The sequence below is a fragment of the Amycolatopsis sp. w19 genome (assembly GCF_051373225.1).
Lineage (GTDB): Bacteria > Actinomycetota > Actinomycetes > Mycobacteriales > Pseudonocardiaceae > Amycolatopsis > Amycolatopsis japonica.
The window spans coordinates 279,783-306,010 of the sequence record NZ_JBPQFM010000008.1; the positions used below are offsets into that span (position 1 = coordinate 279,783).

General features: G+C 69.8%; 28 protein-coding genes. 12 read left to right on the forward strand and 16 right to left on the reverse strand.

The annotated features are described in order from the left end of the window. Positions 1-16: 16 nt before the first annotated feature. Genes ACSMFO_RS18960 through ACSMFO_RS18970 form a run of 3 tightly spaced genes read left to right on the forward strand, consistent with a single transcriptional unit; the run spans position 17 to position 2,960 of the window. Entirely contained in the window at positions 17-1,102 is a 1,086-nt protein-coding gene (locus tag ACSMFO_RS18960; RefSeq protein ID WP_038508511.1) for a LolA family protein, read from the forward strand. Continuing rightward, entirely contained in the window at positions 1,099-2,094 is a 996-nt protein-coding gene (locus ACSMFO_RS18965) for an ABC transporter ATP-binding protein (RefSeq protein WP_240599807.1), read from the forward strand. The genes ACSMFO_RS18960 and ACSMFO_RS18965 overlap by 4 nt, the downstream gene beginning before the upstream one ends. Continuing rightward, positions 2,091-2,960 carry an ABC transporter permease gene (locus ACSMFO_RS18970; RefSeq protein WP_038508509.1) on the forward strand — a complete coding sequence of 290 codons (870 nt, stop codon included), beginning with the start codon at positions 2,091-2,093 and terminating at the stop codon, positions 2,958-2,960. Before ACSMFO_RS18965 ends, ACSMFO_RS18970 begins: the two co-directional genes overlap by 4 nt. Before the next feature lie 64 nt (positions 2,961-3,024). Here the strand turns inward: ACSMFO_RS18970 and ACSMFO_RS18975 are convergent, their stop codons facing one another. The 5 genes from ACSMFO_RS18975 to ACSMFO_RS18995 all read right to left on the reverse strand — a co-directional run bounded on the left by ACSMFO_RS18975 (position 3,025) and on the right by ACSMFO_RS18995 (position 8,517). Further along, a complete protein-coding gene (locus tag ACSMFO_RS18975) occupies positions 3,025-4,128 on the reverse strand; it encodes a serine hydrolase domain-containing protein (RefSeq protein ID WP_436459875.1) in 1,104 nt (367 codons plus the stop codon). 134 nt (positions 4,129-4,262) lie between these two features. Next, positions 4,263-4,619, reverse strand: coding sequence for a hypothetical protein (locus ACSMFO_RS18980; protein ID WP_436459876.1), 357 nt, complete (start codon positions 4,617-4,619; stop codon positions 4,263-4,265). Between the two features lie 204 nt (positions 4,620-4,823). After that, positions 4,824-5,840: an ABC transporter ATP-binding protein gene (locus tag ACSMFO_RS18985; protein ID WP_436459878.1), complete on the reverse strand. Its 1,017-nt coding sequence runs from the start codon at positions 5,838-5,840 to the stop codon at positions 4,824-4,826. Beyond that, complete coding sequence (locus ACSMFO_RS18990; RefSeq protein ID WP_360082189.1) at positions 5,840-7,417, reverse strand: ABC transporter permease; 1,578 nt, start codon at positions 7,415-7,417, stop codon at positions 5,840-5,842. The genes ACSMFO_RS18985 and ACSMFO_RS18990 overlap by 1 nt, the downstream gene beginning before the upstream one ends. A 47-nt stretch (positions 7,418-7,464) precedes the next feature. Then, entirely contained in the window at positions 7,465-8,517 is a 1,053-nt protein-coding gene (locus tag ACSMFO_RS18995; RefSeq protein ID WP_436459880.1) for a thiamine ABC transporter substrate-binding protein, read from the reverse strand. Between the two features lie 75 nt (positions 8,518-8,592). On the opposite strand from ACSMFO_RS18995, the gene ACSMFO_RS19000 reads away from it, so the two are divergent. Beyond that, entirely contained in the window at positions 8,593-8,883 is a 291-nt protein-coding gene (locus tag ACSMFO_RS19000) for a 4a-hydroxytetrahydrobiopterin dehydratase (protein WP_360128757.1), read from the forward strand. A gap of 399 nt (positions 8,884-9,282) precedes the next feature. On the opposite strand, the gene ACSMFO_RS19005 is transcribed toward ACSMFO_RS19000, so the two are convergent. Then, entirely contained in the window at positions 9,283-9,663 is a 381-nt protein-coding gene (locus tag ACSMFO_RS19005) for a type II toxin-antitoxin system death-on-curing family toxin (protein ID WP_436459882.1), read from the reverse strand. Further along, entirely contained in the window at positions 9,660-9,863 is a 204-nt protein-coding gene (locus ACSMFO_RS19010) for a hypothetical protein (RefSeq protein WP_016337139.1), read from the reverse strand. The genes ACSMFO_RS19005 and ACSMFO_RS19010 overlap by 4 nt, the downstream gene beginning before the upstream one ends. A gap of 137 nt (positions 9,864-10,000) precedes the next feature. Between ACSMFO_RS19010 and ACSMFO_RS19015 the strand changes: the two genes are divergently transcribed. Both ACSMFO_RS19015 and ACSMFO_RS19020 read left to right on the forward strand, forming a co-directional pair. Beyond that, a complete protein-coding gene (locus ACSMFO_RS19015) occupies positions 10,001-10,375 on the forward strand; it encodes a hypothetical protein (RefSeq protein ID WP_436459883.1) in 375 nt (124 codons plus the stop codon). 91 nt (positions 10,376-10,466) lie between these two features. Next, the gene (locus ACSMFO_RS19020; protein WP_037340924.1) at positions 10,467-11,828 is read left to right on the forward strand and encodes a M20/M25/M40 family metallo-hydrolase; all 1,362 of its coding nucleotides are present in this window, start codon (positions 10,467-10,469) and stop codon (positions 11,826-11,828) included. Positions 11,829-11,867: 39 nt separating this feature from the next. On the opposite strand, the gene ACSMFO_RS19025 is transcribed toward ACSMFO_RS19020, so the two are convergent. After that, on the reverse strand, positions 11,868-12,929 hold the full coding sequence (locus ACSMFO_RS19025; protein WP_436459885.1) for an ankyrin repeat domain-containing protein: 1,062 nt from the start codon (positions 12,927-12,929) through the stop codon (positions 11,868-11,870). A gap of 12 nt (positions 12,930-12,941) precedes the next feature. After that, complete coding sequence (locus ACSMFO_RS19030; RefSeq protein WP_436459887.1) at positions 12,942-13,205, reverse strand: hypothetical protein; 264 nt, start codon at positions 13,203-13,205, stop codon at positions 12,942-12,944. 54 nt (positions 13,206-13,259) lie between these two features. Between ACSMFO_RS19030 and ACSMFO_RS19035 the strand changes: the two genes are divergently transcribed. After that, the gene (locus tag ACSMFO_RS19035) at positions 13,260-13,736 is read left to right on the forward strand and encodes a hypothetical protein (RefSeq protein ID WP_436459889.1); all 477 of its coding nucleotides are present in this window, start codon (positions 13,260-13,262) and stop codon (positions 13,734-13,736) included. Positions 13,737-13,741: 5 nt separating this feature from the next. Here the strand turns inward: ACSMFO_RS19035 and ACSMFO_RS19040 are convergent, their stop codons facing one another. The 3 genes from ACSMFO_RS19040 to ACSMFO_RS19050 are packed head-to-tail and all read right to left on the reverse strand — an operon-like array spanning position 13,742 to position 15,943. Further along, positions 13,742-14,917, reverse strand: a complete 1,176-nt coding sequence (locus ACSMFO_RS19040) for a DUF6357 family protein (protein ID WP_436459891.1) — start codon at positions 14,915-14,917, stop codon at positions 13,742-13,744. Positions 14,918-14,945: 28 nt separating this feature from the next. Continuing rightward, a complete protein-coding gene (locus ACSMFO_RS19045) occupies positions 14,946-15,413 on the reverse strand; it encodes a DUF6357 family protein (protein WP_436459893.1) in 468 nt (155 codons plus the stop codon). Continuing rightward, positions 15,410-15,943: a hypothetical protein gene (locus ACSMFO_RS19050; RefSeq protein ID WP_436459895.1), complete on the reverse strand. Its 534-nt coding sequence runs from the start codon at positions 15,941-15,943 to the stop codon at positions 15,410-15,412. The genes ACSMFO_RS19045 and ACSMFO_RS19050 overlap by 4 nt, the downstream gene beginning before the upstream one ends. Positions 15,944-15,985: 42 nt before the next feature. On the opposite strand from ACSMFO_RS19050, the gene ACSMFO_RS19055 reads away from it, so the two are divergent. Continuing rightward, on the forward strand, positions 15,986-16,354 hold the full coding sequence (locus ACSMFO_RS19055) for a hypothetical protein (RefSeq protein WP_436459897.1): 369 nt from the start codon (positions 15,986-15,988) through the stop codon (positions 16,352-16,354). 1 nt (position 16,355) lies between these two features. Here ACSMFO_RS19055 and ACSMFO_RS19060 read toward each other — a convergent pair whose 3' ends face one another. Both ACSMFO_RS19060 and ychF read right to left on the reverse strand, forming a co-directional pair. Further along, positions 16,356-16,682, reverse strand: a complete 327-nt coding sequence (locus ACSMFO_RS19060; protein WP_436459898.1) for a hypothetical protein — start codon at positions 16,680-16,682, stop codon at positions 16,356-16,358. Positions 16,683-16,702: 20 nt separating this feature from the next. Further along, positions 16,703-17,785: a redox-regulated ATPase YchF gene (ychF, locus tag ACSMFO_RS19065; RefSeq protein WP_073844780.1), complete on the reverse strand. Its 1,083-nt coding sequence runs from the start codon at positions 17,783-17,785 to the stop codon at positions 16,703-16,705. Positions 17,786-17,890: 105 nt separating this feature from the next. On the opposite strand from ychF, the gene ACSMFO_RS19070 reads away from it, so the two are divergent. Continuing rightward, complete coding sequence (locus ACSMFO_RS19070) at positions 17,891-19,336, forward strand: DNA-3-methyladenine glycosylase 2 family protein (protein ID WP_436459900.1); 1,446 nt, start codon at positions 17,891-17,893, stop codon at positions 19,334-19,336. Positions 19,337-19,346: 10 nt separating this feature from the next. After that, positions 19,347-19,847: a methylated-DNA--[protein]-cysteine S-methyltransferase gene (locus tag ACSMFO_RS19075; protein WP_073844782.1), complete on the forward strand. Its 501-nt coding sequence runs from the start codon at positions 19,347-19,349 to the stop codon at positions 19,845-19,847. A gap of 85 nt (positions 19,848-19,932) precedes the next feature. Here the strand turns inward: ACSMFO_RS19075 and ACSMFO_RS19080 are convergent, their stop codons facing one another. After that, positions 19,933-22,884, reverse strand: coding sequence for an AAA family ATPase (locus ACSMFO_RS19080; protein WP_436459902.1), 2,952 nt, complete (start codon positions 22,882-22,884; stop codon positions 19,933-19,935). Continuing rightward, entirely contained in the window at positions 22,881-24,032 is a 1,152-nt protein-coding gene (locus ACSMFO_RS19085; RefSeq protein ID WP_436459904.1) for an exonuclease SbcCD subunit D, read from the reverse strand. Before ACSMFO_RS19085 ends, ACSMFO_RS19080 begins: the two co-directional genes overlap by 4 nt. A 179-nt stretch (positions 24,033-24,211) precedes the next feature. Here ACSMFO_RS19085 and rmuC point away from each other — a divergent pair, with 179 nt between their 5' ends. Both rmuC and ACSMFO_RS19095 read left to right on the forward strand, forming a co-directional pair. Continuing rightward, on the forward strand, positions 24,212-25,126 hold the full coding sequence (rmuC, locus tag ACSMFO_RS19090; RefSeq protein ID WP_016337155.1) for a DNA recombination protein RmuC: 915 nt from the start codon (positions 24,212-24,214) through the stop codon (positions 25,124-25,126). 430 nt (positions 25,127-25,556) lie between these two features. Beyond that, positions 25,557-26,228, forward strand: a 672-nt coding sequence (locus ACSMFO_RS19095) for a DUF6542 domain-containing protein (RefSeq protein ID WP_436459907.1), incomplete at its 3' end; no start/stop codon positions are given.

The window sequence follows — 26,228 nt, forward strand, 5'->3', positions numbered from 1 at the left end:
AACAGGGAGAGACAGCATGGATCCGAAGAGGAAGGCCATCACCGCGGCGGTGGTGGGCACGGCGCTCGGCGTCGGCGGCCTCGCCGTCGTCGCGATGCCGGCCACCGCGGGCGACGCGCCCGTCCTGCCGCAGATCAGCGCCGAAGAGCTGGTGCAGTCGACGCTCAACGCGAAGCCGTCGGCGTTCGACGGGAAGGTCAAGGTCAGCAACGACCTCGGCCTGCCGCAGGTCGGCAGCACCCTGCCCGGCGTCTCGGCGCTCGACGTCGACTCGGCGCAGATTTCGACCGACGGCGCGGGCAAGAGCAAGGTTTCGCTCACCGAGGGCTCCAGCCAGCAGACCATCGTCCGGAACGGCCAGACGGTCTGGGAGTACAGCTCCAAGGACAACTCGGCCACCAAGGTCACCATCCCGGACGGGCTGGCCAAGGAGCACCAGGAGAAGAGCAAGAACGTCGACCCGGCGACGGTGGCGTCGGAACTGCTCGGCAAGGTGCGCGAGAGCAGCACGATCGCCGTCAGCGGGACGGCCTCGGTGGCGAACCGGTCCGCGTACGAACTGGTGCTGACCCCGAAACCGACCGAGCGGACGCTCCTGCGCGAGATCCGCGTCGCCATCGACGACCAGACCCGGCTTCCGCTGCGGGTCACGGTGCTGGCGAACGGCACTTCGTCCCCGGCGCTGGAGGTCTCGTTCAGCGAGATCAACTTCGCGGCCCAGCCGGCGTCGAACTTCGAGTTCACCCCGCCGAAGGGCGCGAAGGTGACCGAGAAGACCGCCGAGGTCGACCCGAAGAACCGTGAGCTGGCCGAGCAGGCGAAGTCCGACATCAAGGTCGTCGGCGACGGCTGGGACACCGCGATCACGGGCAAGATCCCGGCCGACGCGCTGTCGAAGGCCGGTCAGGCCAAGGACGAGGAAGGCCGCCAGGTCGACCCGAAGGCGCTGCTTTCGCGGTTCGCCAAGCCGGTCAGCGGTGCCTGGGGCAGCGGCTGGCTGGTGACCACCAAGGTCGGCAGCGGCGTGCTGACCGACGACGGCCGCTACGCCGTCGGCGCGGTGCCGGAGCAGGTCCTCTTCGAGGCTTTGGCCGCGAAGTGACCACCACTTTCGAAGCCGGGACGGACGCCTCCCAGGAGGCGTCCGCTCCGGCGGTACCCATGGCGGCCCGCACCAGGGGCCTGCGCAAGGTCTACGGCCGCACGGTGGCCGTGGACCACGTCGATCTCGACGTTCCCGAAGGCGCCGTGCTGGGGATGCTCGGCCCCAACGGTTCGGGCAAGACGACGACCATCCGGATGCTGCTCGGTCTCGTGCGGCCCACGGAGGGCGAGGTCGAACTCTTCGGCAAGAAGATGCCCGACGAGGCGGCGCACGCGCTGCCCGACGTCGGCGCGCTCGTCGAGGGACCGGGTTTCCACCCCTTTCTCTCCGGGCGCGAGAACCTGCTGCGCGTGGCCGCGGCCGAACCGAGGCTGGCCTCGGCCGGGATCCCCGGAGCGGTCGACGCGGCGCTTGAGCGCGTCGGCCTGACCGACGCCGCCACCCGGCGCTACAAGGGGTATTCGCTGGGGATGAAGCAGCGGATGGGGCTGGCGAGCGCGCTGCTCGTGCCGCGGCGGATGGTCGTACTCGACGAGCCGACCAACGGCCTCGACCCGGCGGGCACCAGGGAGATCCGCCGGATCATCGCCGAACTGCACGCCGACGGTGTCACCGTGCTGGTGTCGTCGCATCTGCTCGCCGAGGTCGAGGCCACCTGTACGCATGTCGCGGTGCTCCAGTCCGGGAACGTGATCGCCCAGGGCGAGCTCTCGGAACTGCTGGAGTCGGGGAACGCGGCACTGCTGGTGCGGACGCCGGACGCCGAACTCGCGGTGGAGACGTTGCGGGAGAACAGGATCGGCAGCAGGCTCACCCCGGACGGCGTCCGGGTGGACCTCACCGCCGCCGAGGCGCCCGACGTGCTGCGTCATCTGGTGACGGCCGGGGTGGCCGTGCACGAGGCGGCGCGGGCGCGGACCGGCCTGGAGGACCTGTTCGCCCGGCTGACCCAGCCGGAGTCCACTGTAGACGGTGAGGGGGAGTCGTGACCCACGCTCTGGCCGCGGCACCCGCGGCGAGGACCGGCAGGGACAGCATCGGCCTGCTCCGGCTGTATCGCGCCGAACTGCGCTGGATCTTCCGGCGGCCCCGCACGCTGGCCGTACTGGGCCTGCTCGCGCTGATCCCGATCGTGATCGGGGTCGCGCTGACGCTGGTCGACGCGTCCGAAGCGGAAGGCGGCCGGGACGGCGCACTGCTGGCCTCCGCGATGAACAACGGGTTCGTCCTGCCGGTCGCGGCGTTGACCATGACACTGGCGCTGCTCCTGCCGCTCGCTTCGGCGATGGCCGGGGCGGACGCGATCGCCGGTGAGGCCGCGCACGGCACCTTGCGAGGCTGGCTGATCGCGCCGGTCGGCCGGGGCAAGCTGCTCGCGATCAAGGCGTTCGGCGTCGCCACCGTCTCGCTGATCGCGGTGCTGGCCATGACCTTCACCGGATTCGCCACCGGGCTGATCGTCAGTGGCGCCGATTCGATGTTCACCCTCACCGGTTCGACGCTGAGCGTGTGGGACGCGCTGGGCAGGCTTCTGGTGGTGGCGCTGTGGATCACCCTGCAGCTGTGGGCGGTCGGCGCGGTCGCGCTCGCGATCTCGTCGTTCACCGAACATCCGATGCTGGTGGTCGCCTCGGTGCTGGCGGGCACGATCGTATTCACCATCCTCGGTTTCCTGGACGCGGTCTCGTGGCTGCATCCGTTCCTGCTCAACAAGGACTGGGCGCAGGCTCCGGCCGCGGTGCTGATGGATCCGCTGGACATGTCGATGCTCGGCGAGGGCGCCCTGCGGGCCGCCTGCTACGTCGTCATCGGGCTCTCGATCGCCTACTCGCGCCTGACCACCCGGGACGGCTGACCCGCGTTTCGTCCTCTGAATGCGGTCCTTGCACGCGCAACTACCGCATTCAGAGGACTAAGTGCTAGCAGAAGACGGCCGTCGCCATGGAGACCACGGCTTCGGTGGACGGGTCCCGGTCGTGCGGGTTGAGGGACAGGGTCAGCGACTTGCCCTTCCCGTCGGTGAAGGCGACGGTGAGGTAGCCGATCAGCTGTCCCGTGTGCCCCCACACCGGTTTCGGGCCGGTCGCACAAGGGATCGCGAACTCCTGCAAGCCCAGGCCATACCGGAACAGCGGAACCGCTTCCCTCATCCGCCGCATCTCCGTGAGACTCGCCTGGCTCGTCAGCCTGCCCTCGATCAGGGCGGTGACGAAGGTGGTCAGGTCGCGAGTGGTGGAGACCATCTCACCGGCCGCCCAGTCCAGTGAGGGATCCATGTCGGTGGCGTCCACGATCGACGGCGGGTTCGTGGGCAGCGGTTCGTAGCCGCGGGCGTGCGGAACGGGCAAGGACGAGCGGTGGCCCGGGACGCTGGTGTGCGTGAGGTGGAGCGGGCGCAGGATCCGCCGCGTCACCTCCTCGCCGTACGGGCGTCCGGTCAGCTTCTCGATCAGCAGACCGGCGACGACGTAGTTGGTGTTCGAGTAATGCCAGGACTCGCCCGGGTTCTCGAAATCCGGGCCTTTCGCGAACGCCACCTTCAGCAGTTGCGAAGGCGTGTAGTCGTCGAAGCGGACACCGGCTCGCCAGCGATTGGTCGAGTACCCGGGTTCACTCATGTAGTCGTGCAGGCCGCTGGTGTGCTGAAGGATGTGCCGGACGGTGACGCGACCGCCGTCGGGCACGACACCGGGCAGGTGGCGCTCGATCGGATCGTCGAGCGCCAGCCGCCCCTCGTCGGTCAACTGCAGGAGGACGGTGGCCGCGAAGGTCTTGGTGACGCTGCCGATCCGGAAATGACCGCCGGCGACGGCGGGCGCGCCGGAGGCCAGATCGCGCACGCCCACCGCGTCCGACCACTGGCGGGTGCCGTTCCGGACGTGGATCAGCCCGGCGGTGATGTCCCGGCCGTCGGCGAGGGCGGCGAGCCTGCCGTGCAACTCGGCGACCGGGATGTCCGGCGTGGCCGGTGCGGCGGCCGGAACGACCGCGAGAACGAAGGACAAGATCGTCTTCAGGAGCATGGAGACGACGGTATGGCTGGCGAGCCCGGCGGACACTGCGGAAAACCGCAGGTTTCGGCCCGGACTACCGCATTCAGCCGGACTACCGCATTCAGAGGACTAAATGCGGAATTGACAGATGCCGTAAAGATCGGTCAGGATTCATCATCCCGAGAGGACGGAAACGACGCATCCAGAATAGCTCGAACATGCCGGGCTTGCTCCTCAAGAGTGCCGACCTGGCCCGGATCCGCGGGAGCGAGGGTGTCCGCCGCCGGGTAAGGGCCGCGGTTGCCGGTCATCAGGTAGACGCGCTTACCATCAGCCACGTCCCGCAGCATCCCGCTCGCGTGGGCGTTGAGCCTGGCGCCTTGCACGGCGAGCAACCAGCCGTCCTTCTCAAGAGAAGCACGCAACTTTACGAGCGCATCCAGAACATCATAACCGGGAAACTCGAGGTACCCGGCAGGGCCGTCGAACTCCAAAATGACCTCGTCACGCGTGCCGCTCACACGGAGGCGGCACACGTGGCGGTCAGTTCCGCGCGTAACAAGAACCTCACGTGCCTGACTTGACACCATTACTCGATCCTCGACACGGAAATAATCGTACCATCATCGATGCGCGAGCAGGCTCGAACGATGAATTGCTTAGCGAGCCCGCCGGGGAACCCAGTAGAGCAACCCGCATTCAGCCGGACTACCGCATTCAGAGGACTAAACGCGGAGTTGGGCGACGCCGTCCGGGTCCAGAGCGAGCCGGACGGTGTCACCGGGACGCAGGTCGGCGGTGACCGGCGCGACGGCGTCCACTGTGGACAGATCGCCGTCGGGCGCGACCACGAGCCGGACGTGCTCCCGCCGGTGCACCACGGCGACGACCTCGCCTTCGACGCCGTCCGGAGCCACACGGAGCCCATGCGGCCGCAACCCCAGCCGCACCGCGCCGTCCTCGACGTCGGGCAGCGCGACCTCGCCGAGCGAAGTCCGCACCACACCGCCGGAAGCCTCCCCGTCGACGAACGTGGTCACGCCGAGGAATCGCGCCACACCCTCGTCCACCGGCTGCCGCCAGACACGGCGCACCGCGCCCTCCTGCCGGATCTCGCCGTCTTCGAGCACGGCGACGCGGTCGGCGAGCGTGAACGCCTCTTCCTGATCGTGCGTGACCAGCAGCGCGGTGATCTTGCTGCGCCGCAACAGGGCGGCGAGGTCGATCGCCAGCTGTTCCCGCAGTCCGGCGTCCAAACCGGACAGTGGCTCGTCCAGCAGCAGCAACCGCGGCTCCGGCGCCAGCGCACGGGCGAGCGCGACGCGCTGCGCCTGCCCGCCGGACAGCTCGGTCACCCTCCGCCGCTCGTAGCCGACGAGCCCGACCAGTTCCAGCAGCGCACGGACCCGGTCCGCGTGCTCGGCGCGCGGCACGTCGTGCATCCGCAGGCCGAACGCGATGTTCGAAGCGACGTCCTTGTGCGGGAACAGCTGCCCGTCCTGGAAGACCAGCCCGAACTCCCGCCGGTGCACCGGGACACCGGCGAGATCCTCGCCGTCCCACCGCACGGTGCCCGACGTCAGCGGCTCCAGCCCGGTGATCGCCCGCAGCAGCGTCGACTTCCCCGAACCGGACGGGCCGAGCAGCGCCAGCACCTCGCCGTCGGCGATGTCCAGCCGGGCGTCCTTAACCGCCGCGAAGGATCCATAGTGGACGGTCAGATCCCGCACCGACAGCGACACTAGAACTCCCCTACCGAATTCTGCCCGCGGACCGCGCCGAACCGGTCGATCAGCACCACCGCCACCACGGTCACGATCATGAGCAGCGCGCAGGCCGCGTAGGCCATCTGGTTGTTCAGCTCCCCCGGCCGCGAGATCAGCGTCGCGACGGCGACCGGCAGCGTCGGCGCGTCCGGCCTGGCCAGGAAGCTCGTCGCGCCGAACTCGCCGAGCGCGACCACGTACCCGAACCCGGCCGCCGCGACCAGCGAACGCGCCGTCAACGGGAGATCGATCTCGCGCCACACCCGGCCGGGGCTCGCGCCGAGTGTCGACGCGGCCTGCCGCAGCCGGACGTCGACCGACCGCAGCACCGGCAGCACCATCCGCACGATCAGCGGGATGATCACCAGCGCCTGCGCGAGCGGCACCAGGAGCGGCGACGTCCGCAGGTCGCCCGGCAGCGCGTCGAGCGTGACGAGATAGCCGAAACCGACGGTCACCGCGGACACACCCAGCGGCAGCATCAGTGCGGCGTCCATCGTCTCGCCCATGCCCCGCGCCAGCCTGCCGGGCGTGCGGCGCAACGCCACCAGCACGACCGAGGCCAGGACGCCGACGATCATCGCGAGCGTCGTCGCGTCGAACGCCGTCCGCAGCGACATCGACGCTGCGTCCCAGCCCGAAACCTGGAGCGCGTTGCGGGAGCCTTGCCCGGCCAGCGCTTCGTACCCGGCGAGGCTCCAACCGTCCGAAGTGGACACGGATTCGACCAGCAGCGCCACGATCGGCGTCATCAGGAGCGCGATCACCGCGAGCCCGGCGGCCACCGCCCACCACTCGCCGCCCCTCGGCCTCCGCGCGGTCTCGCTCCGCGAACGCAGCCGCACCGCGTTCTCCCGGCGCCGCCTCGCGAGCGCGCCCACGACGAGCGCGGCGACGACGGCGGCGAACTGCACCAGCGACAACGCGGCCGCGCCGGAGAGGTCGAGCAGTTCGACCGTGCGCAGGTAGATCTCGGTCTCCAGCGTGCGGTACTTCGCGCCGCCGAGGATGAGCACGACCCCGAAACTGGTGGCGCAGAACAGAAAGACCACCGCGGCCGAGGAGGCGATGGCCGGCGCGAGCGCGGGCAGCGTGACCGATCGGAAGGCACGCCACGGCGACGCGCCGAGCGCACGGGCCGCGTCCACGGTGCGCGGGTCGAGATGGCTCCACAGCCCGGACACCGTGCGCGCGACGACGGCGACGTTGAAGAAGGCGTTGGCCAGCACCAGCGGCAGCAGCCCGCCGTCGGGCCAGAGCGCGCGGAACGCCAGGCCGACCACGACCGTCGGCAGCACGAACGGCACCAGCACGAGCGTCCGGACCAGCGAGACCCCCGGCAGCCGCACCCGCGCGAGCAGGAACGCGACCGGCAGCCCCGCCAGCACCGCGACGATCGTCGAAACCCCGGCGCTGGCGACGGTGAATCCGGCGAGTTTCCAGGTCAGCGGGTCCCCGATGGCCGTGCCGACGCCGCCGGAGCCGAAGCCCCGCCCGATGATCGCCGCGACCGGCCACGCGAAGAACACCACGAGGAAACCGAGCGGCAGCACGGCGAGTGCGGCCAGCCCGGTCCCTCGGAAAGTCGGCCTGCCGGTGTTCAGCCTTCGAGTAGCGTGCGCCACTGCGCGATCCACTGCTCGCGCCCGGCCTGGATCTTGGCCGGTTCGAGCGTCTTCGGCTGCTGCGGCAGCGGCGCGGCCTGCGCCCAGCCCGGCGGGAGCTCGACACCCTGACGAGCCGGGTACACGTACATGTTGCTCGCCACGGTGACCTGGAACTGCTGCGACAGCAGGAAGTCCACGACCTTGCGGGCCTTCTCGACCTGTTTGCCGCCCGCCAGCACACCTGTGTACTCGACCTGGCGGTAACAGGTGTCCAGCAGCGCCTTCGTGCGCGGCTTGCCGTCGTCGCCGATCTCGGCGGCGGGCGAGGAGGCGTAGGAGACGACGATCGGGCGCGGGCCCTTGCCCGAGGAGCCGGAGAACTCCTTGGTGTAGGCCTCTTCCCAGCCGCTGACCGTCTTGAGCCCGTTGGCCTTCAGCTGCGTCCAGTACCCCTGCCAGCCCTGCTCGCCGAACTGGGCGACGGTGCCGAGCAGGAACGCCAGCCCTGGCGACGACGTCGCGGGGCTCTCGGCGACCATCAGGTCCTTGTACTTGGCGTCGGTCAGATCCGCGAACGACTTCGGCTCCGGGATCCCCTTGTCCACGAAGTACCTGGTGTCGATGTTGACGCAGACGTCGCCGAGGTCGACCGCGGACAGCCGGTGGCCGGGGTCGACGGAGTAGCGCTGCGGGCCGCGATCGGCCTCCGGGCTGGTGTACTGCTCGAAAACGCCCTCGGTGAGCGCGCGCGAGGCGAACGTCGAGTCGATGCCGTACGCGACGTCACCGATCGGATTCGCCTTGGTGAGCACCAGTTTGTTGGTCAGCGCGCCCGCGTCACCCTGCTTGAGCACGGAGATCTTGATCCCGGACTGCCGCTCGAACGCGTCGAGGACGTCCTGGGGCGCGAGCCACGAGTCGTGTGTCACGAGCGTGACCGTCGCCGGCGCCTGCGGGTCGTTCCCCGTGTTCCCGGAGAGCGAGCAGCCCGCGACGAGGGCGGCCACCGTGCCAGCCGCAACGACCGTGCGGAGGGCGCGTTTCATCTAGCCTCCTGCGTTCTTCAAGGGGGGACCCGTGGCAAACGTGCAGCGTAGCCGACGGCGTACCACCATGGAGTCATGGCGGAAATCTTGAACGACCAGCAGGCCGACGAAGCCGTGACCAAGCTCTCCGGCTGGACCCGTGACGGCGTGACCATCGAGCGGACGGCGAAGCTGCCGAGCTTCCCGAAGGCCATCGAAGCGGTGGACAAGGTGGCCGAAGTGGCGGAGGCGGCCGACCACCATCCCGACATCGACATCCGCTGGCGGACGGTGACGTTCCGGCTCAGCACGCACTCCGCCGGAGGGCTGACGGAGAAGGACTTCTCGCTTGCGTCGCAGATCGACGGGGTACTCGCCGGCATGTGACGTCCGCTACGACCGCGCCACAACTCCGCTTCTCGGACGTCACCCCGGTAGGGACACAACGAGAAAGGACGAGTGATGACGCAGGCGATCGTGGTGGGGTTCTCGGCGTTCGGCGCGATGGTGGCGGCCGCCGCCGGAGTGCTCTGGTACACCGCGCGCGAACGGCATCACCAGCACGATCAGTGATCTTGATCACACCAGTGCGGTAAAGGTAACACTGAGCCTGATCAACGCGCTGTTCCCGGCGGACCTGTCGCTTCTCTCCCCCGGGGAACCGCCGTGAACAACGCCTCCATCACCGCCGCCCAGCGCGCCTGGGTGACCACCTTCGCCGCCGCCATCACGCTGCTGACGATCGTCGTACTCGGTCTTCTCGGCTAACCCGAGCAGGCCTCGCGCTCACCCGTTCGAAGTCACCCTCGCCCACGCCGCCAGTTCGGCCGCCGCTTCCCGGTAGGTGCGTGAGCCGGTGGACATCGCGATGACCAGGTCGTACGCGTCGTCCTCCGGCGCGTCGAGGTCGTACCCGTTGAGGCCGTAGAAGACGAACGTCGCCATCCAGGACAGGCGTTTGTTGCCGTCGACGAGCGGATGGTTGCGCACGACCGACTCCAGCAGCACCGCCGCCTTCTCGTGCAGCGTCGGATAGGCGTCCTGCCCCATCAACGAGGACTGGGGCCGGTGCGCGGCGGAGTCGAGCAACCCGAGATCGCGGATCTTGGGCACCCGGAGGTCCTCCGCGAGCGCCAAGAGGTCTTCGACGGTGAGGTACTCGATCACTGGGCGAGGCGGTCGAGCAAGGCGGCGTAGCGCTCCCGGCCGTCCTTCGACAGCGCCCGGACACGATCGTCGCGGACGCGGCGCGCGGCGGCCTCGGTGATGGCCCGGACCGTGGCTTCGTGCTTGCTCACGCCGTCGGCCTCCGCCAGCAGGGCGAGAGCGCGCTCCTGCTCGTCGTTCAACCTCAAGGTCATGGCCATTCTTGGATGCTACCACTTTGGTATCAGGAGGTCGTACGCAAAACCGCGTAGGCCTGATTGCCGCTTCCGGGCCGACGCCCCCGGCCGCCGCGAGCGGGACTCTTCAGTGGTCTTGAAACCCCACTGAGGAGCTCGCCATGAACCGTTCCACCGCCGCCGTCGCCAACGCCTTCTTCCTCTTCGTCGGCGTCGCCGGCCTGATCATCCAGATCGCTTCGGGCGTCCCGGGGTTCCCGGACATCCCGCCCGGCCCGTTCATCCTCGGCGTGACCGGGATCCTCGTGCTGACGCTGGCCGCCAAGTACCGGTGGATCCTCTTCCTCGGCGTCGCCGCGCCGGTGTTCATCCTCGTCGGCGCGCTGCTCGAAGGGTCGTTCTGGGGACGTCTCGCCGACGTCGGCGCCTTCGGCCCCTTCGTCGGGACCGTGCTGCTGATCGGCGGGGTGATCGCCGCGGCGGTCTCCGGCGTCGTCGCCATCTCGGGGGCCTACCGCCGGGTCGCCGTGCGCTGAACCGGAAAAAGGGGACGATCGGAGGTTGCTCCGGTGACCGGCGCGCTATTGGCTACTCGGACGAGTTTCTTCGAGAAGTGAGGGGTGTTCCATGGCAGGTCTGCGCAGACGTGAGGTGCTCGCGGGCGCGGTGGCACTGGCGGGCGCGGCGACGATCGGGCTGAACCCCGGCACCGCCGCCGCGGCCACGCAACAACGTCCGGGCGCGCAGTTCCCGCCGTCGCTGGACTTCGGCGACTATCCCGTGATCGCGCGGGTGCGGTCGCGGCGGGCGCTGGAGCACCTGCGGGTGCTCAGCGACAAGATCGGCCCCCGGATCGCCGGCACCGAAGGCGAACTGCGGGCCAGGGACTACATCGCGAAGGTGCTTCGCGACCTGCGCTACCAGGTGACGTTGCAGCCGTTCCCGATCGCCGACAAGTTCCTCGGCGGCCTGACGATCGGACGCGACAGCTGGCAGACCGGCTCGTCGCCGCAGGGCGCGCAGGACGTCACCCGTGAGGCCGTCGTCGTCGACGCCGGTGACGGCAGCACCCTCCCCGACGACCTGACCGGCAAGATCGTGCTGATCGCCGCCGTGGCGAACAAGGCCGACGCGTACCTGACGGCGGCGCAGCGCGGAGCGGACGCCGTGCTGCTCGGCCGGATCGGCGCGGACCCGGCCCGCAAGCTGTCCGCCTTCTCCCCGACGCTCGCCACCCCGGTCACCATCCCGGTGCTGGGCCTGGCCCAGGTGCAGGTGGAGCGCCTGCGCGAACGGCTCGCCAAGGGCTCGGTCACGGTCAAGGCGACGGCCACGCACCACAAGAACCTGACGTCGTACAACGTCATCGCCGAGCGGCCGGCCACGTTCCCCGGCAAGGACGAAGGCGTGGTCATGGTGACCGCGCACTACGACAGCGTCCCCGGTTCCCCCGGCGCCAACGACGACGGCAGCGGCACCGTGCTGTGCCTGGAGCTGGCGCGCGTCCTGCGGTACCTGCCGACGAACAAGACGCTGCGGTTCGCGCTGTGGGGTTCGGAGGAGTACGGGCTGATCGGCTCGCGGCACTACGTCAAGAACCTGTCCGACCCGGAGGCGCAGCGGATCGCGGGCTGCTTCCAGAACGACATGGTCGCCACCAGCTGGGACCCGGCCGTCACTTACTGGCTGCTTTCGGTCGACGGTGCCGACAACGCCACGACCGCGGCCGTCAACGCCGCAGCCAAGCGGCTCGGCTACGACCCGCGGGTCAAGGGTCCGGTGGCGCGCGGTTCGAGCGACCACGTGCCGTTCTTCGAGCGCGGGATCGCTTCGGGCAACTTCAGCTGGCGTGGCGAAACCGGCCCGGCGCTGCTGGAACCGACGTACCACACGCCGGAAGACACCATCAAGGACAACGTTTCCCTTGAGCGGCTTCAGGTTTCGCTGGAGCTGATCGGTTCCGCCGCGTACAGCCTGCTGCGGAAGTGAGCCACGCCGGGTGTCCTCATCGGGGACACCCGGCACTCCTCAGCGTGTGTAGTCCACCGCTCCCAAGGCGATCGGGGCCGGATTCTTCGCGACCCAAGCGACGGCGAGCTCGCTCAAGCGATCGAGGTGGCCGTCCACGCCGCGGCCCGACCGGACCTGCTTGGCGATCTCCTTGGCCTCTTGGAGTTCTTCTTCGCCGAGAGGTTCGCCCTGCGCGAGGAAACCCGGGAACGCGTCGGCCATCGCGCGATAGCTCCGGTCCCAGTTCGCCCCACCGTTGCGGAACATCTCGTCGGAGATCCGGCCGGTGACGCGGATGGCCTCGCACTGCACCGTCGCACCCGCGCCGCTCGACGGCACGAGAAGCTCCCACAGCGCTTTGTGCCGCTCCTGCCAGGAGCCGTCGGGCACGACGATCGGCGAAACCCCGTCGTGCTTCGACCGCCGCGCGACCGGCTCGACGTCGAAGATCCGGTACAGCTCGCTGAGCGCGGCGTCGGTCTCTTCGAGGAGATCCCGGTTGAAGGTCTCGCGGTGGAACTCGAAGCCACTACCGATCCGCTCGACCTTTTGGCGCATCTCGGCCGTGATGCTCGCTCCGTGGTCGAGCAGCAGCTTCGCGATCTCGGCGGACTCGCGGAGGTAGGCGTTTTCCGTACTGATCAGGCATCGCATCAGCAACGAGTCACCGCGCCTGTCGAGAATCCCGGTCGACGCTCCGTGCTCGATCAGCACTCGCGCGGACCCGGCCCTCAGTCTCTCCACCGCCGCCTGAAGCGGCGTTTTCCCGGAGGTGTCGACCGCGTCGATGTCCGCGCCGAGCGAGAGCAGCAAAGGAATCTGCTTCGAAGCGCCGCGGGAAGCCCGCGCATGAAGCGGTGTCCTGCCGTAGCTGTCCGGGATGTCGACCGCGAGCCCCTGCTCGCTCAGCCATACGACGAGCTCGTCCGGGCACTCTGGGAAGCCGATCGCGGTCCCTTTGCTGTAGCCGCCCCGCGCGTCGAGCTCGCATTTGCCGAAGACGGCTTTGAGTTCGTCCACCGATGCCGAGGTCAGCATCTCCTGGAAGTCCTTGGGAAGGGTCTTTCGCTTTCGTGCCATCGTCTTCGCCTTTCAGCCGAACTTCGGGCGCAGCTTCACCGGCAGCTTGTCGCCGGATTGGTAGTAGCCGCACAGGTACGCGTCCACCGCGGCTTCGATCCTCGGCCACTCGCAGGCCACGGGCGTGATGACGTCTCCGGGCGAGTACGCGTACCCATACGCACTGCGAAACCCTTCCCCGAATTCCAGGATCATCGCCAGCGATTCCCAGCCGTCGGCCGGTCCCATGGCATCGACCAACGATCTGATGAGGTCGACGGTGGCGTCGTTCGACACTGTTCTCCTCGGATTCGGTTACCGCGCGGCTGCGGAGATCCTACGATCCCGACCATGAACGGCGTGCTGACCAGCGTGGTCGCGATCTCCGGCACCTTGGCCGGTTCGACCCTCACGTACCTGCTCGGATTGCTGAACACGCGGCGAACGGAGCGGACCGCTCGCGACGAGAGGCTTCGGCAGGAACGGATCGCCGCGTACGTGGCCTTCGCCGAGGCCATGACCGAACTGCGGCAAGGCGTGATCGCGAAATGGTTCCTCAGGCAGCGCTCGGCGCCGGAGGAGGAGATGCGGACCGCGCACACGGAATCCGACAAGCGCGGGGCGACGGCCGATCACGCGCGGCTCAGAATCCAGATGCTCACCGACGATTCCGAGCTCCTCCGGCTCGTCGACGCCACCTTCGAGCCGATCGAGGCCCTGCATCGAGCTCCGGATCTCGCCGCCGTGAAACAGCATGAAGAACACAGCCAGGAAACCCTGTCCGTGTTCATCCGAACCGCCGGGCGGCAGGTCCGGGGCCTTCCCTGACGAGGTCACGACCACCGCTCGAGCTCGGCGTCGATACGGGGGTCGGTGCGGACCCACACTTCACCGGTGGGGGCGCCGGGCGGGGCGTCGACGCGCTCGAGCCCGAGTGTCCGGACCAAGGCCAGGAGCTCGTCCCGGGCCTCACCCGCGTCCTCGACCGTGTCGCCGTCGAAGAGGACGTAGTGCACGTCCCAGCGATCGTTGTACCCGGAATCGGCCCAGATCTTGCAGAAGCGATCCACCGTCTCCTGGTCGAACGGCGCGGTCTGTTCCCGGGGGTCCGCGGCGAACCCCTTCTCGATGTCCTCGTCGCTCCACCACGCCACTTCCTCCGACACCGCGGCGGGGGTGAAGTCCTCCAACGAGAGGAGACCTTCCAGCAGCCAGCCGACCCCGGTCTCTCTGACGTCCAGTCGCGCCTCCTGCAGCCGGGACACGAGTCCTTCCGACATGGCGCAGGGTCCCGAGAAGGTGAAGACGCCGCCGGCGACCACCAGGCCGCCGACCTCGAGCGTCGTTTCCGTCTCGGGCGCGTCCTTCACCATGGCGAGGAGGTCCGCCGGCACGCCGTCGTACAGGGCGGCCTGTGCCTGCGGGTCTTCGTAGAAATTGAGTGCGCTGGTGTGATCGAAGGTCGTCACCAGGCCGCGCCCGTCGGCGGTGAACCAGGCGTTGACCGTGTCACCGCCGCCGTTGCCGAAGCCGAAGTGCGTGACCCCGTCGACCGTCGTCGGCTCGTGTCCGTCGATGACGGTCAGGATCTCCAGACGACGGCGCAACTCACGCGGATGCGTCCGTCGCAACACGGACCCGTCGAACTCGAAGCGGAGCCTCGCCCGGTCGAGGGCGGCGACGTCCGGCAACCACGGCCCGCTGCGGTCGAGCGCGGCCGAACCGCCGCGGACGAAGTTGGCCACCTGGCTCCGGTAGTCGCCACCGTTGGTGACGAGGCGGTACTCGACCCGCGAGTCCTGCGCGCCCTTGATCCGGCAGATGGTGCCGGCGTCGTACATGAGCAGCAGCGCCTCTTCGTTCTCCTCGTCCTCGATGCAGAACGTCGCGTTGTCGTCGGCACGGTGCCGGTCGACGAACTCCCGGAACGCGTCGGGCGCGGATCGCGCACCGCCCGGCACCCACTTCTGCTCGTTTTCCTTGTCGTCGCTGAAGGTCAGTGGCCTCATCGTCGTCCTTCCGAACACAGCAGGAAACTCATCGGGCGCGCCCACGGTTGGCGTCGTACCGCTGGACGAGCGACCAGTCGGACCGCTCGGTCGCGGAACCCAACGCGGCGAAGAGCCGTCCGCGCCCGAGCAGTTCGACGTCCGCGCCCTGGGCGACGAGCCGTCGTACGTCCCAGCGGATGTCCTGGAAGAACGACTCCACTTCGGCGGGCGCCCCGAGGAGGATCGGGTCCAGCAACGCGACCGCCGCGCGTTCGTCGAGCGGCCCCCGGATCCCGGCGGCCGCGCAGAGCGGCAGGATCGCGCTCCACAGCAGCAGATGCCGGACCAGATCGCTGCGGATCACCGCGAAATGGGCTTCCGAGATCGGGAGGGTGAACCTGCGGGGATCATGATTGGCGTCGGCTCCGGCGCCGAGTTCGAGGACGAGCTCGCCGTTCTCGCGGATCACTCGCGGGATCCAACCGTTCTCACGGGAGAAGAGGATCTCGGTCATGACGCCCGGCTTCGGGCGACCTGGCCGAGAACGTCGACGATCTCGCGCGACACGACCTCCAGCTGACCGCGGCTGCCGATGATCGGCCGAGGGTAGGGCGGGTCCGGTTCCGGCTCGCCCTGGGAGAGCCGGATGGCGCGCGCGATCGCGTGCAGCATCTCGGGCTCCCCCTGCCGCTCGCCGCCCGCGAGCACCGCCAGGCGGCACTCCTGGGAGTTGAGTCCGCGCCCGAGCTGGACCGTCAGGCTGCACACGACGTCTCCGGCGGCGACCTCCACGGCGAACGACCGATGGCGCGGGCCCGTCGATATTCGCGAGACCTCGGCGCCGGCCGTGCGATACGCCTGCATGAATTCACCCACGGGGAGTGCGGCGAAACCACCGCTGGCGGTCAACAGGGAGTCTTCGTCGTAGACACCCGTCGCCTCGGCCGCCCAGTCACGCCGGGCGTCGCACCAGCGGTACCAGTTCTCCGCGAAGTCCGTGCGCGCCAGAGCGCGGGCAAGCGGGGAGAGGGCGGGGCTCGTCATGCGGTTCATCCTCGGTCCGTGGCGGCGTGCTCGAATGGCCGCATGAAGAAGACGAAACGGCGGCCGTTGCGGTTCCTCGTGATCGCGCGCACGGCGCCCGGCCACCACCCGCACCCCATGGAGATGGCCGTGCACCCGGCGGGCGCCGCTTCCCGCTTCTCGATCTCGGTGGGCCCGCATCCGGTGAACGCGGGCGGGCAGGTTCCGCTCTCAGCTGTGCTCGACGAGTCGCGGACCGGGCTCAACCCGCTGTGGGAGAAGGATTTCGACGCCGCCGAGCTGCACTGGGCGGTTCCGTACCTCGTCCGTCTTCAGGCCGGTGAGGATGTGGCGGACGAGATCGTGGCGGCCTACACGGCGCGGCACGGCGAGGCACCCGCGAGGATGTTCCAGGACCGCTACGGCGTGTGATTCACCTGTCGGACTTCCAGGAGCGTGCGCGAAGAGCCTCGAAGTCGCCGTCGATGAACTCCTTGGCGATCGCGAGCGCCTCGTCGCGGTCGGCGTAGTCGAGGGTGCCGACGACTTCCCCGCCGCGTTCCGCCTGCTGGAAACAGACGGAGCGGCGGGTGAACTCGACGAACCAGTCGTCGCTGTCGTTGATGTCGACGACGACGTGCTCGGCATCGTCGTCGTCATTGAGCGCGTCGAGCAGGGCGCCGAAGGCCTCGACGGAGATGTCGTCTTCGATCTGGACACCCCAGCGATCGATGAACGAGACGTCGCGATCGGCACTCATGCCCTTGACTCCTTGGAGAATCAGACGTTGAAGCGGAACTCCACCACGTCGCCGTCCGCCATGACGTAGTCCTTGCCCTCCATGCGCACCTTGCCGGCGGACCGGGCGGCGGCCATCGAGCCGTTCTCGATCAGGTCGTCGAACGAGACGACCTCGGCCTTGATGAAGCCGCGCTCGAAGTCGGTGTGGATGACGCCCGCGGCCTGCGGGGCGGTCGCGCCCTGCGGGATCGTCCAGGCGCGCGACTCCTTGGGGCCGGCGGTCAGGTACGTCTGCAGGCCCAGGGTGTGGAACCCGGCACGCGCGAGCGAGTAGAGACCCGGCTCCTGCTGACCGACGGACTCCAGCAGCTCGCGCACGGACTCCTCGTCGTCCAGTTCGAGCAGCTCGAATTCGACCTTCGCGTCGAGGAAGACCGCGTCCGCGGGGGCGACCATCTTGGCCAGCTCTTCGCGACGGGACTCGTCGGTGAGGATGCCTTCGTCGGCATTGAAGACGTAGAGGAACGGCTTCGTGGTGAGCAGGCTCAGCTCGCGCAGCGCCTCGAAGTCGACCTCTTTCTGCGCCTGGAACAGGGTCCGGCCGCCGTCGAGGATCTCCTTGGCCTTGACCGCGTTGTCGAGGGCGGGCTTGGCTTCCTTCTTGGTCCGCGCCTCCTTCTCGAGCCGGTGCAGTGCCTTGTCGAGCGTCTGCAGGTCGGCGAGGATCAGCTCGGTGTTGATCGTCTCGATGTCGCTCGCCGGGTCGATCCGGTCGTCGACGTGGATCACGTCAGGATCGTCGAAAACGCGGACGACCTGGCAGATCGCGTTGGCCTCGCGGATGTTCGCGAGGAACTTGTTGCCGAGGCCTGCCCCTTCGGAGGCACCCTTCACGATGCCCGCGATGTCCACAAAGGACACGACGGCGGGCACGGTCCGCTCGGAGCCGAAGACCTCGGCGAGCTGGTCCAGCCGCGGGTCCGGCAGCGGGACGACGCCGACGTTGGGCTCGATCGTCGCGAACGGGTAGTTCGCCGCGAGCACGTCGTTGCGGGTCAGCGCGTTGAACAGGGTGGACTTGCCGACGTTGGGCAGGCCGACGATGCCGAGGGTGAGACTCACGGGCCAGAAGTCTACGTGCCGCCCGCTGCCCCATCCGCCGAGGCCTTGATCGCCGTGTCGGATTTCCGCCAGCCGCGCCTCCGACCTGGTGGCACGATCGAGGTCATGACCGAGCAGACCCTGGCCGAACGGGCCGTGTGGCGCGACACCGAACGGTGTTACCGCGCCGTCGCCGCCCGTGATTCCCGGTTCGACGGCCAGTTCATCATGGCCGTCGCCACCACCGGGATCTACTGCCGTCCGTCCTGCCCCGCGTCGACGCCGAAGCAGCAGAACGTCCGCTTCTACCCGACGTCGGCGGCCGCGCAGTCGCACGGCTTCCGCGCCTGCCGCCGCTGCCTTCCCGACGCGGTCCCCGGCTCGCCCGACTGGGACATCCGGGCCGACCTCGCCGCACGGGCGATGCGGCTCATCTCGGACGGCACCGTCGAACGCGACGGCGTCCCGGGGCTCGCGCGGCGGCTCGGCTATTCGGAACGCCAGCTCGGACGCGTCCTCACCGCGGAACTCGGCGCCGGTCCGCTGGCGCTGGCCAGGGCGCATCGGGCGCATTCGGCGCGGCTGCTGATCGAGATGTCCGGGCTCCCGCTGACCGACGTCGCGTTCGCGGCCGGGTTCTCCAGCGTCCGCCAGTTCAACGAGACGATCCGCGAGGTCTTCGCGACGACGCCTTCGCAGCTTCGGGCGGCGAGCCTGCGGCGACGGAAGGCAGAAGAGCTGCCGACCGGGACCCGGCTGAGCCTGCGGCTGCCGTTCCGGAAGCCGTTCGACGCGGCCGGGGTGCTGGACTTCCTGGCAGGCCGGGCCGTCCCCGGCGTCGAGCACGTGACGCGCGACGATTCCGGGGTGACCGGCTACGGCCGCACGCTGCGGCTCGCGCACGGCACGGGCGTGGTGTGGCTGACGGCGAAGGACGACCACGTCCGCTGCGACCTGCGGCTTACCGACCTGCGTGACCTGAGCAGCGCGGTGGCCAGGGTGCGGCGGCTGCTCGACCTCGACGCCGATCCCGAGGCGGTCTCGCGGGTCCTAGGTGCCGATCCGGCCCTCGCGCCTCTGGTCGAGGCGATCCCCGGCATCCGGGTGCCCGGCGCAGTCGACGGCGACGAGCTCGTGCTGCGCGCGATGCTCTCCCCCGCCGAGACGGCCGCGCTCGCCGAGAGCCTCGGCGAACGCGTGCCAAGCTGCGACGAGTCACTCGAAGGGCTGACCACGGTGTTCCCGACGGCGGCCCAGGTCGCCGAACACGGCCCGGAACGGGTGGCCGTGGTGGCCCGCGCGCTGGCGGACGAGGTGTCGGTCCACGTCGGCCGCGATCCGGCCGAGTTGCGGGCGGAGCTGCTGGAGCTCCCGGGAATCGGCCCGGAGATCGCGGACTACGTCCTGATGCGGGTGCTCGGCGCGCCGGACGTCCTGCTGACCGGGGATCCGGCGCTGCGCCGTGGAGCGGCGGCGCTGGGCATCCCCGACGACGAAAAGACGCTGGCCGAACGCGGGCGGGCCTGGCAGCCCTGGTCCTCGTACGCCGGCATGTACCTACTGCGCGCTTGAAAGGAAACCCATGAGCATCGCCTATTGGTCCACAATGGACACGAAGATCGGCCCGTTCACCGCCGTCGTGGCGGGTGACGGGGCCGTGCTCGCCTCGGGCTGGACCGGCGACGTCGCCGAACTGACGCCGCTGATCTCGCCGTCGCTCGCCCCCGGCGAGGTGAAACAGCGACGGGATCTGGGGCCGGTGAGCACCGCGATCCGCCGGTACCACGACGGCGACCTGGACGCCGTCGCCGATATCGAGGTGCGGCAACGGTCCGGCGCTTTCCGGGAGCACGCTTGGGAAATCCTGCGGAAAGTGCCCGCCGGAGAGCCGGTGAGCTACGCGGAGTACGCGGCGCTGGCGGGGAACCCGGCGGCGGTGCGGGCGGCCGCGTCGGCGTGCGCGAAGAACGCGGCGGCGTTGTTCGTGCCGTGCCACCGCGTGGTGCGGACCGGCGGCGGCGTGGGGAACTTCCGGTGGGGTGTTCCGGCGAAGCAGTGGCTGCTGACCCACGAAGCCGCCTGAGCTCGCGTCCCGAATGCCATGAAAGGTCCTTTCCTTGCAAATTTTGCAAGGAAAGAGCCTTTCCTAGCGCGCGGGAGGGTGGGGGTCAGGCGGCGTGGATCTCCACCGAAGAGCCCGTACGCGCCTTCCGGACGCGTAGCCGCGTCGGGATCCGCTGCCGCAGTTCCTCCACGTGCGACACCAGCCCGACCACTCGCCCGCCGGCGCGAAGTTCGTCGAGGATGTTCATGACGATGTCGAGCGTCTCGGCGTCCAGCGTGCCGAAGCCCTCGTCGATGAACAGCGTGTCCAGCAGCGCTCCACCGGTTTCGGCGGCGACGACGTCGGCGAGCCCCAGGGCCAGCGAGAGCGACGCCAGGAAGGACTCGCCGCCTGACAGCGTCTTCGCGGGCCGGATGGTGCCGGAGTAGTCGTCGAGCACGTCGAGCCCGAGGCCACCGCGGGTGCCCCGCGCCCCGGCCGCGTCGGAGTGCACGAAGGAGTAGCGGCCCTGGCTCATCGTCCGCAGACGCGCGGTCGCCGCGACCGCCACCTCTTCCAGCCGCGCGGCCAGTACATACGAGCGCAACGACATCTTCCGCGCGTTCTGGCCGCGCCCGTTGACCACCTCGGCCAGCGCCTTCAGTTCGAGGTACCGCTCTTCGACCGGCGCCAGATCCGCCATCAAGGACCTCATCCGCTCGGCCAGTTTCGTCAGGTCGGCATGCCGTGACGTGGCCGCTCGCAGCGCCACGAGCGCCTGCTCGGCCTCGCTTCGCGTGTCCCGCGCCGCGTCCGCCGAAGCACCGACGTCGATCTCGTCCTCCGGCGAGATGCCGAACAGGTCGGGTTGCGCGAGTTCCTCGCGGGCGGCCCGCTCCATCACCTTCGCGTCGGCGAGGCTGGCCTCCAGTTTCGTGATCTGCTCGTCCGGCCGCGCCGCGGCGCGCATCTCGTCGAGATCGGCGAATCCCTTGGCCAGCAACGCTTCCTTGACCAGTTTCGCTTGCTCGTCACGCCGCTCACAGGCACCCGCGACACTTAGCCGCGCTTCGGCGAGCGCGTCGAGGCGGGTCGCGAAGCCGAGCAGATGCCGTCGCCGGGCGGCGACGTCGGCGAACTCGCCGCGTGCGCTCTCCAACCGTCGCTCGCGTTCGGTCAGCCGCTCCGTCAGACCGCGTACCTCGGTCGCGATCTCGACCGCACGACGCTCGGCCGCCCCGCGCTGTTCGGTCAGCTGCTCGATCTTCCGTTCCAGGGCGACGACCTGTGTCTCGAGCGCGGGCCGTCGGCGTGCGGTTTCCGACAGCGTGGCGACCAGAGCGCGCGCCTCGCCGAGTTCGGCCTGCAGGGTCTCGGCGGTGTGCTCACCCAACCGCCCGATCAGGACGGTCAGGCGGTTTTCGGCCTCCTGCAACGCGGCTTTCGCCTTCTCGCGCCGCATATGCGCCTGCTGTTCCGCGGTTTCGGCGTGCCGTTCGTCCTCGGGATCGACCAGACCACCGGTATGCGTCGCCGGCGACGGGTGGTCCGTCGCCCCGCAGACCGGGCAGTCCTCGCCGGCGTTGAGACCGGCGGCGAGTTCGGCCGCCATCCCTTCGAGACGCCGCTCCCGCAGGTCCAGCCGGTGCTGCCGGGCCTGCTGATGGCCGTCCACGGCCTCGCTGACCGCCACCCGCGCCCGCTCGACGACCTGCCGCGTCTTCGGCACCTCGTCGGCGTCGCGGGCCAGCGCGGTCAGTTCGTCGACACGAGCGCGAGCGCCGTCGAGCTTCGCTTCGGCTTCGGCGGCAGCGGCCAGCTCGGCACGCAAAGCCGTGACCTTCTCCGGCGCGGCACCCAGTTCGGCGGCGAATTCCTCGGCCTGCTTCTCCGCCTTGTCCGCGACGGCGGTCAGCTGCTCGCGCCGAGCCAGATCCCGTTGCTGCTGCTCGCTTTCCGCCACGAGTTCGGCGAGCGCGCCCGCCTCTTCCCGTAAACCGCCCGCCCGAGCGCGCAGCTCCGCGGCGGAACTGTCCGCCGCGTCAGGAACCTCCTGGGATCGGAGAGCCTCGGCGGCTTCGGCCTCCGCGAGCTGGTCGAGCCTGCGTTCGAGAAGATCCGCCTCGGCGACCACCCCGGCCGCGCGATGGGCCGCCTCGACCTCTTCCGCCCACTCCGCCCGCTGGTCCGCCTGCTCGGCGATCACCGACAACCGCGTGTACGCGGTGCGCACGCGGCGGATCCGTTCGGCGGTCGACCGGGTCTCCTGCCAAACGGCCTCGGCCTTCTTGGCCGCCGCCCGGGCCTTCGTATCACGTTCCTGGGCCTCGCCGACGCGGCGCGCCGATTCGGCCAGCACCTCGCCGACCCACTCGGCCTGCCCCTCTTCGGGCGCTTCCTGCCCCGCGACCTGCGCGAACCGGGCGACCCATTCCCGCAGCGACTGCTGCCGGGCCTGCAACTCGCGGCCGCGTTCGGCACGCAGGTTCGCGAACCAGTCCTCGACGTCGGAGAAGCGCTCGGTGCCGAACAGGCGCTCCAGCAGCTCCTCGCGCTCGGCGGTGTTCGCGCGCAGGAACCGCGCGAATTCGCCCTGCGGCAGCAGGACCACCTGGAAGAACTGCTCGTGCGTCATGCCGATGAGCCGTTCGACCGTGCGCGCGACCTCGTCGATCCGCGTGATGCCCTCGGCCACGTGACCGGCTGGCACCGTGCCGACCCAGCTGAGCACCGCCTTCGCCTGCTGGACGGTCATCCCCTCGCCCCGGCGCTTGGGCCGCTGGTACTCGGGGTTGCGCGCGATCCGCATCCGCTGGCCCTGCACGGTCAGTTCGAGGACGACCTCGGTGACCTGATCCGGCTCGGCGAGGTCGCAGCGCAGCCGTTTGACCTCGCCGCGAGCGCCGGGAACGGTGCCGAACAAGGCGAACGCGATCGCGTCGAGCAGCGTCGTCTTCCCCGCGCCGGTGTCACCGTGCAGCAGGAACAGCCCGTCCGCGCCGAGCGCGTCGAAGTCCACCACCTCGCGGCCCGCGTACGGACCGAAAGCGGCGACCTCCAACCGGTGCAGTCTCATACTTCGCGCTCCCTGCCCGCCGCGCCCAGCGCCGCCAGCACCAGCCGTTCCTCGCTCTCCGAGGGCGCGGAGCCCCGGCAGTCCTCCAGGAAACTGCGGGTGATCTCGACGTCGGACCGCCCGCGGACGGCTTCGGCGTACTTCAGCGCGGCCCCGTCGTGCCCGCCTTCCGGCTGCCAGTCCATGTGCACCGCGTACGGGAACCGCTCACGCAGTTTGCGCATCGCGTCGATCGGGCGGACCCGATCGGTGACCGTGAAAGAGAGGAAATGTTCGGTGAGACCGTCGTGCTCCGGATCCGAAAGCAGCTCCGCCAGCTCGCCGCGCAGCATCGCGAGATGCCGCGGCACCGGCAGTTCGTGGCGCCGGACCTCGGCCAGCCCGTCGGCGCCGAGTTCCACCAGCCAGACCGATTTCCGTTGCCGTGTCTCGGAAAACGAGTACGCCAGCGGGCTGCCCGAATAGCGCAGGTGCTCGGCGAGGGTCTGCGGGCCGTGCAGGTGGCCGAGCGCGACGTAATCGACGCCGTCGAACACCGAACCCGGCACCTGCTCGACACCGCCGACCGCGATGGTCCGCTCGGATTCGGTCGGCTCGCCGCCGGTGACGAAGGCGTGCGCGAGCACCACCGACCGCGTCCCGGACGGCCGCCCGGCGAGATCCTCCCGGATCCGCCGCATCGCTTCGCTGAGGACGCCGGTGTGGCCGCGGGCCTCGGGCACGCCGAGGGCGTGGCGCGCGGGCTCCGGTTCCAGATACGGGATGCCGTAGAGGGCGACCTCGCCGTGTTCGTCGGGCAGCAGCACGGGCTCGGCGAGCCCGTCGATCGTGGCGCGCAGATGCAGCCCGCCCGCCGCGGCGAATTCGGCGAACGCGCCCAGACGCGGCGCGGAGTCGTGATTGCCCGGGGTCATCACCAGTTTCGCCCCGGCCTGCCGGATCCGGCCCAGCGCCGTGGTGGCCACGCGGACGGCCTCCGCCGAGGGCACCGCACGGTCGTAGATGTCGCCGGACACGAGCACGACGTCGACCGACTCGGCGACCACGAGATCGGCGAGATGACCCAGCACGGTTTCCTGTTCGGCGAGCAGATCGGCGCCGTGGAAGGTGCGGCCGATATGCCAGTCGGAGGTGTGCAGGAGCTTCACGCAGCCCAAGGTAGGGCCGCACACCGGCGGGACAGCGGAGGCGCGCCCTTGGCGGCACCGCGCTTTCCGACACGCCGGGGACGACGCAGGTCAGATACGGAGCGCGACCGCGCCGCTCCGGTTTTGTCGGTGGGTTCCGCCATGATGTCCTCCGACTCGGATCCGGAGGGGAGGTACCGGTGGCGACGGTGATCACCACCGCGGCCGTCGTGCTCGCGTTGCTGCTGCTCGCGGCCGTCGCGCTGCTGTGGCGGCTGTACAACGACGGCATGCGGCGGGCGGACGCGGCGGCGAAACAGGTCGCGGCCGAGCGGGCGAAGGCGGATCAGCAGCAGCTCGCGCTGCGCCGGTACGAGGTCGCGTTCGCCTCGATCAGCGGCCGGGGCGAGTTGGGCGAGCAGGTGCTCCTGGAGACCGCACGCGCGCTCGGGCTCCGCGAGGAGCTGCACTTCACCTTGCAGACGGATCTGGCGGGCGGCGGCGCCGCGAAACCGGACATGGTGCTGCGGGTCGGCGGCGGCCGGACGGTCCCCGTCGACGCGAAGGCGAGCATGGCCTGCTGGGCCGAGGCCGTCGAGACCGACGATCCCGAAGAACGGCTGGACGCGCTGCGCGTCCACGTCCGGCAGCTCCGGTCACGGGCGGCCGAGCTGGCGGGCAAGGGCTACCAGCGCTGGGCCGACGCGATCTACGGGACGATCATGTTCGTCCCGTCCGACGCGGCCGTGGTGGCCGCGCTGGACACCGACCCGGAGCTGCTGCGCTGGATGCTGGACCGGCGGGTCTTCCTGTGCGGGCCGACGGGATTCGCCGTGCTGGCCTCCGCCGCGCTGTTCGCCGCCACCGAACGGGCACTGGTCGAGGACGTCGAGCAGGTACGAGCGGGCGCCGCGGCCGCGCACCGGGCCGCCGGCAACGCGGTCGACGCGCTGAACCTGTCGAGCACCCACCTGCAGCGTTTCATCTCGGCGCGGCGACGGGAGCTGGAGGCGCTCGAGAGCTTCCGGAGCACGGTCTCGCCACTGACGGACGCCGCGGGCAGCCCGGCGCCGGTGCCGCTGATCAGGAAGGCGGACGAACTCCCCGCCTCGTGAGTGTGCGGGCTGTGGGTGGTCCAGGTCCGGTCCGTGAAGGCCTCCTTGAGGGACTCTGGGTCCCTCAAGGAGGCCTTCACGGACTTGCGGCACGTCGCACAAGCCCCCATGAGCACCAGCAAGTCACAACGGCTGCGCGTGAAGGGCCCCTTCCCAAGTACATGAAGGCCCCCTTCATGGCGTCTAGGTACAGGAAGGGGGCCTTCATGTACCTAGGCGCTCGGCGCACCGACCGCACCCGCCTCACCAGCGGTTTCCGGAATCGCAAGCTCCGTTTCGGCCCGGCAGACAACCTTGCCGCCCGCTTACTCGTAGTACTTCCGGTAAGTGCCCGGACGGTCCGTCCGGGTGGTCCGGAATGACCACTACCAGGCGATAGACACACCGCCTGTTGGCGGTATGCCCGCAGCTTGGATATACGGTGGAGCCTGTGACCGCGATTCGCGATCGCCAGAGCGATCCTGATGCCGACGACGTCCCCGTTGCCTGGGACGAGCGTCCGCTCGTCGGCGCCAGGCGCGGGCTGCCCTGGTGGGCGGCCGTCCTGGTGGGCTTCGGGCTCGCCATCCTTGGCGCCTTCGTCGACATGATGATGCAGAAGGACCTGGGGCTGCTGTTCAAGGCCTGCTACGCGCTCGGCGCGGTGGCCGCGGTGGTGGCCGTCCAGCGCCGCGGGCTGTTCGGCCCGATGGTGCAGCCGCCCCTGGTCCTCGCCGTGACCGTCCCGGGAGTGATCCTCCTGACCTCGGACGGCAGCAAGGGCACGGATCTTCTTTCGAGAGCCTTCGACGTCGGCACGCCGCTGATCAACGGCTTCCCGACGATGGCCATCACCACCGGCGTCACCTTGGCGATCGGCATCTTCCGGATCTACCGCGAACGCGATCCCGAGGCCCCGGTGAAGGTCAAGCCGGGCACCAAACCGGAACGTCGCGACGAGGCCAAGCCCGCCGCCCGTCCCGCCGCGGCCGCCGCGCCGGGCCGTGGCCGTCCGGCGTCCCTGATGAGATCCGCCGCTCGCGGCGACGAAAAGCCACCCGAGATCCCGATCGAGAAAGGATCGTCGTGGAAGAGGCCGTGCGCCACCGCCGAAGTCGCCAGC

Coding starts and splice junctions, on each gene's coding strand:
- ACSMFO_RS18960 (WP_038508511.1), top strand. CDS start 17: ATGGATCCGAAGAGGAAGGCCATCACCGCGGCGGTGGTGGGCACGGCG.
- ACSMFO_RS18975 (WP_436459875.1), bottom strand. CDS start 4,128: ATGCTCCTGAAGACGATCTTGTCCTTCGTTCTCGCGGTCGTTCCGGCC.
- ACSMFO_RS18995 (WP_436459880.1), bottom strand. CDS start 8,517: ATGAAACGCGCCCTCCGCACGGTCGTTGCGGCTGGCACGGTGGCCGCC.
- ACSMFO_RS19000 (WP_360128757.1), top strand. CDS start 8,593: ATGGCGGAAATCTTGAACGACCAGCAGGCCGACGAAGCCGTGACCAAG.
- ACSMFO_RS19010 (WP_016337139.1), bottom strand. CDS start 9,863: ATGGCCATGACCTTGAGGTTGAACGACGAGCAGGAGCGCGCTCTCGCC.
- ACSMFO_RS19015 (WP_436459883.1), top strand. CDS start 10,001: ATGAACCGTTCCACCGCCGCCGTCGCCAACGCCTTCTTCCTCTTCGTC.
- ACSMFO_RS19020 (WP_037340924.1), top strand. CDS start 10,467: ATGGCAGGTCTGCGCAGACGTGAGGTGCTCGCGGGCGCGGTGGCACTG.
- ACSMFO_RS19025 (WP_436459885.1), bottom strand. CDS start 12,929: ATGGCACGAAAGCGAAAGACCCTTCCCAAGGACTTCCAGGAGATGCTG.
- ACSMFO_RS19035 (WP_436459889.1), top strand. CDS start 13,260: ATGAACGGCGTGCTGACCAGCGTGGTCGCGATCTCCGGCACCTTGGCC.
- ACSMFO_RS19040 (WP_436459891.1), bottom strand. CDS start 14,917: ATGAGGCCACTGACCTTCAGCGACGACAAGGAAAACGAGCAGAAGTGG.
- ACSMFO_RS19045 (WP_436459893.1), bottom strand. CDS start 15,413: ATGACCGAGATCCTCTTCTCCCGTGAGAACGGTTGGATCCCGCGAGTG.
- ACSMFO_RS19050 (WP_436459895.1), bottom strand. CDS start 15,943: ATGACGAGCCCCGCCCTCTCCCCGCTTGCCCGCGCTCTGGCGCGCACG.
- ACSMFO_RS19055 (WP_436459897.1), top strand. CDS start 15,986: ATGAAGAAGACGAAACGGCGGCCGTTGCGGTTCCTCGTGATCGCGCGC.
- ACSMFO_RS19060 (WP_436459898.1), bottom strand. CDS start 16,682: ATGAGTGCCGATCGCGACGTCTCGTTCATCGATCGCTGGGGTGTCCAG.
- ACSMFO_RS19070 (WP_436459900.1), top strand. CDS start 17,891: ATGACCGAGCAGACCCTGGCCGAACGGGCCGTGTGGCGCGACACCGAA.
- ACSMFO_RS19075 (WP_073844782.1), top strand. CDS start 19,347: ATGAGCATCGCCTATTGGTCCACAATGGACACGAAGATCGGCCCGTTC.
- ACSMFO_RS19080 (WP_436459902.1), bottom strand. CDS start 22,884: ATGAGACTGCACCGGTTGGAGGTCGCCGCTTTCGGTCCGTACGCGGGC.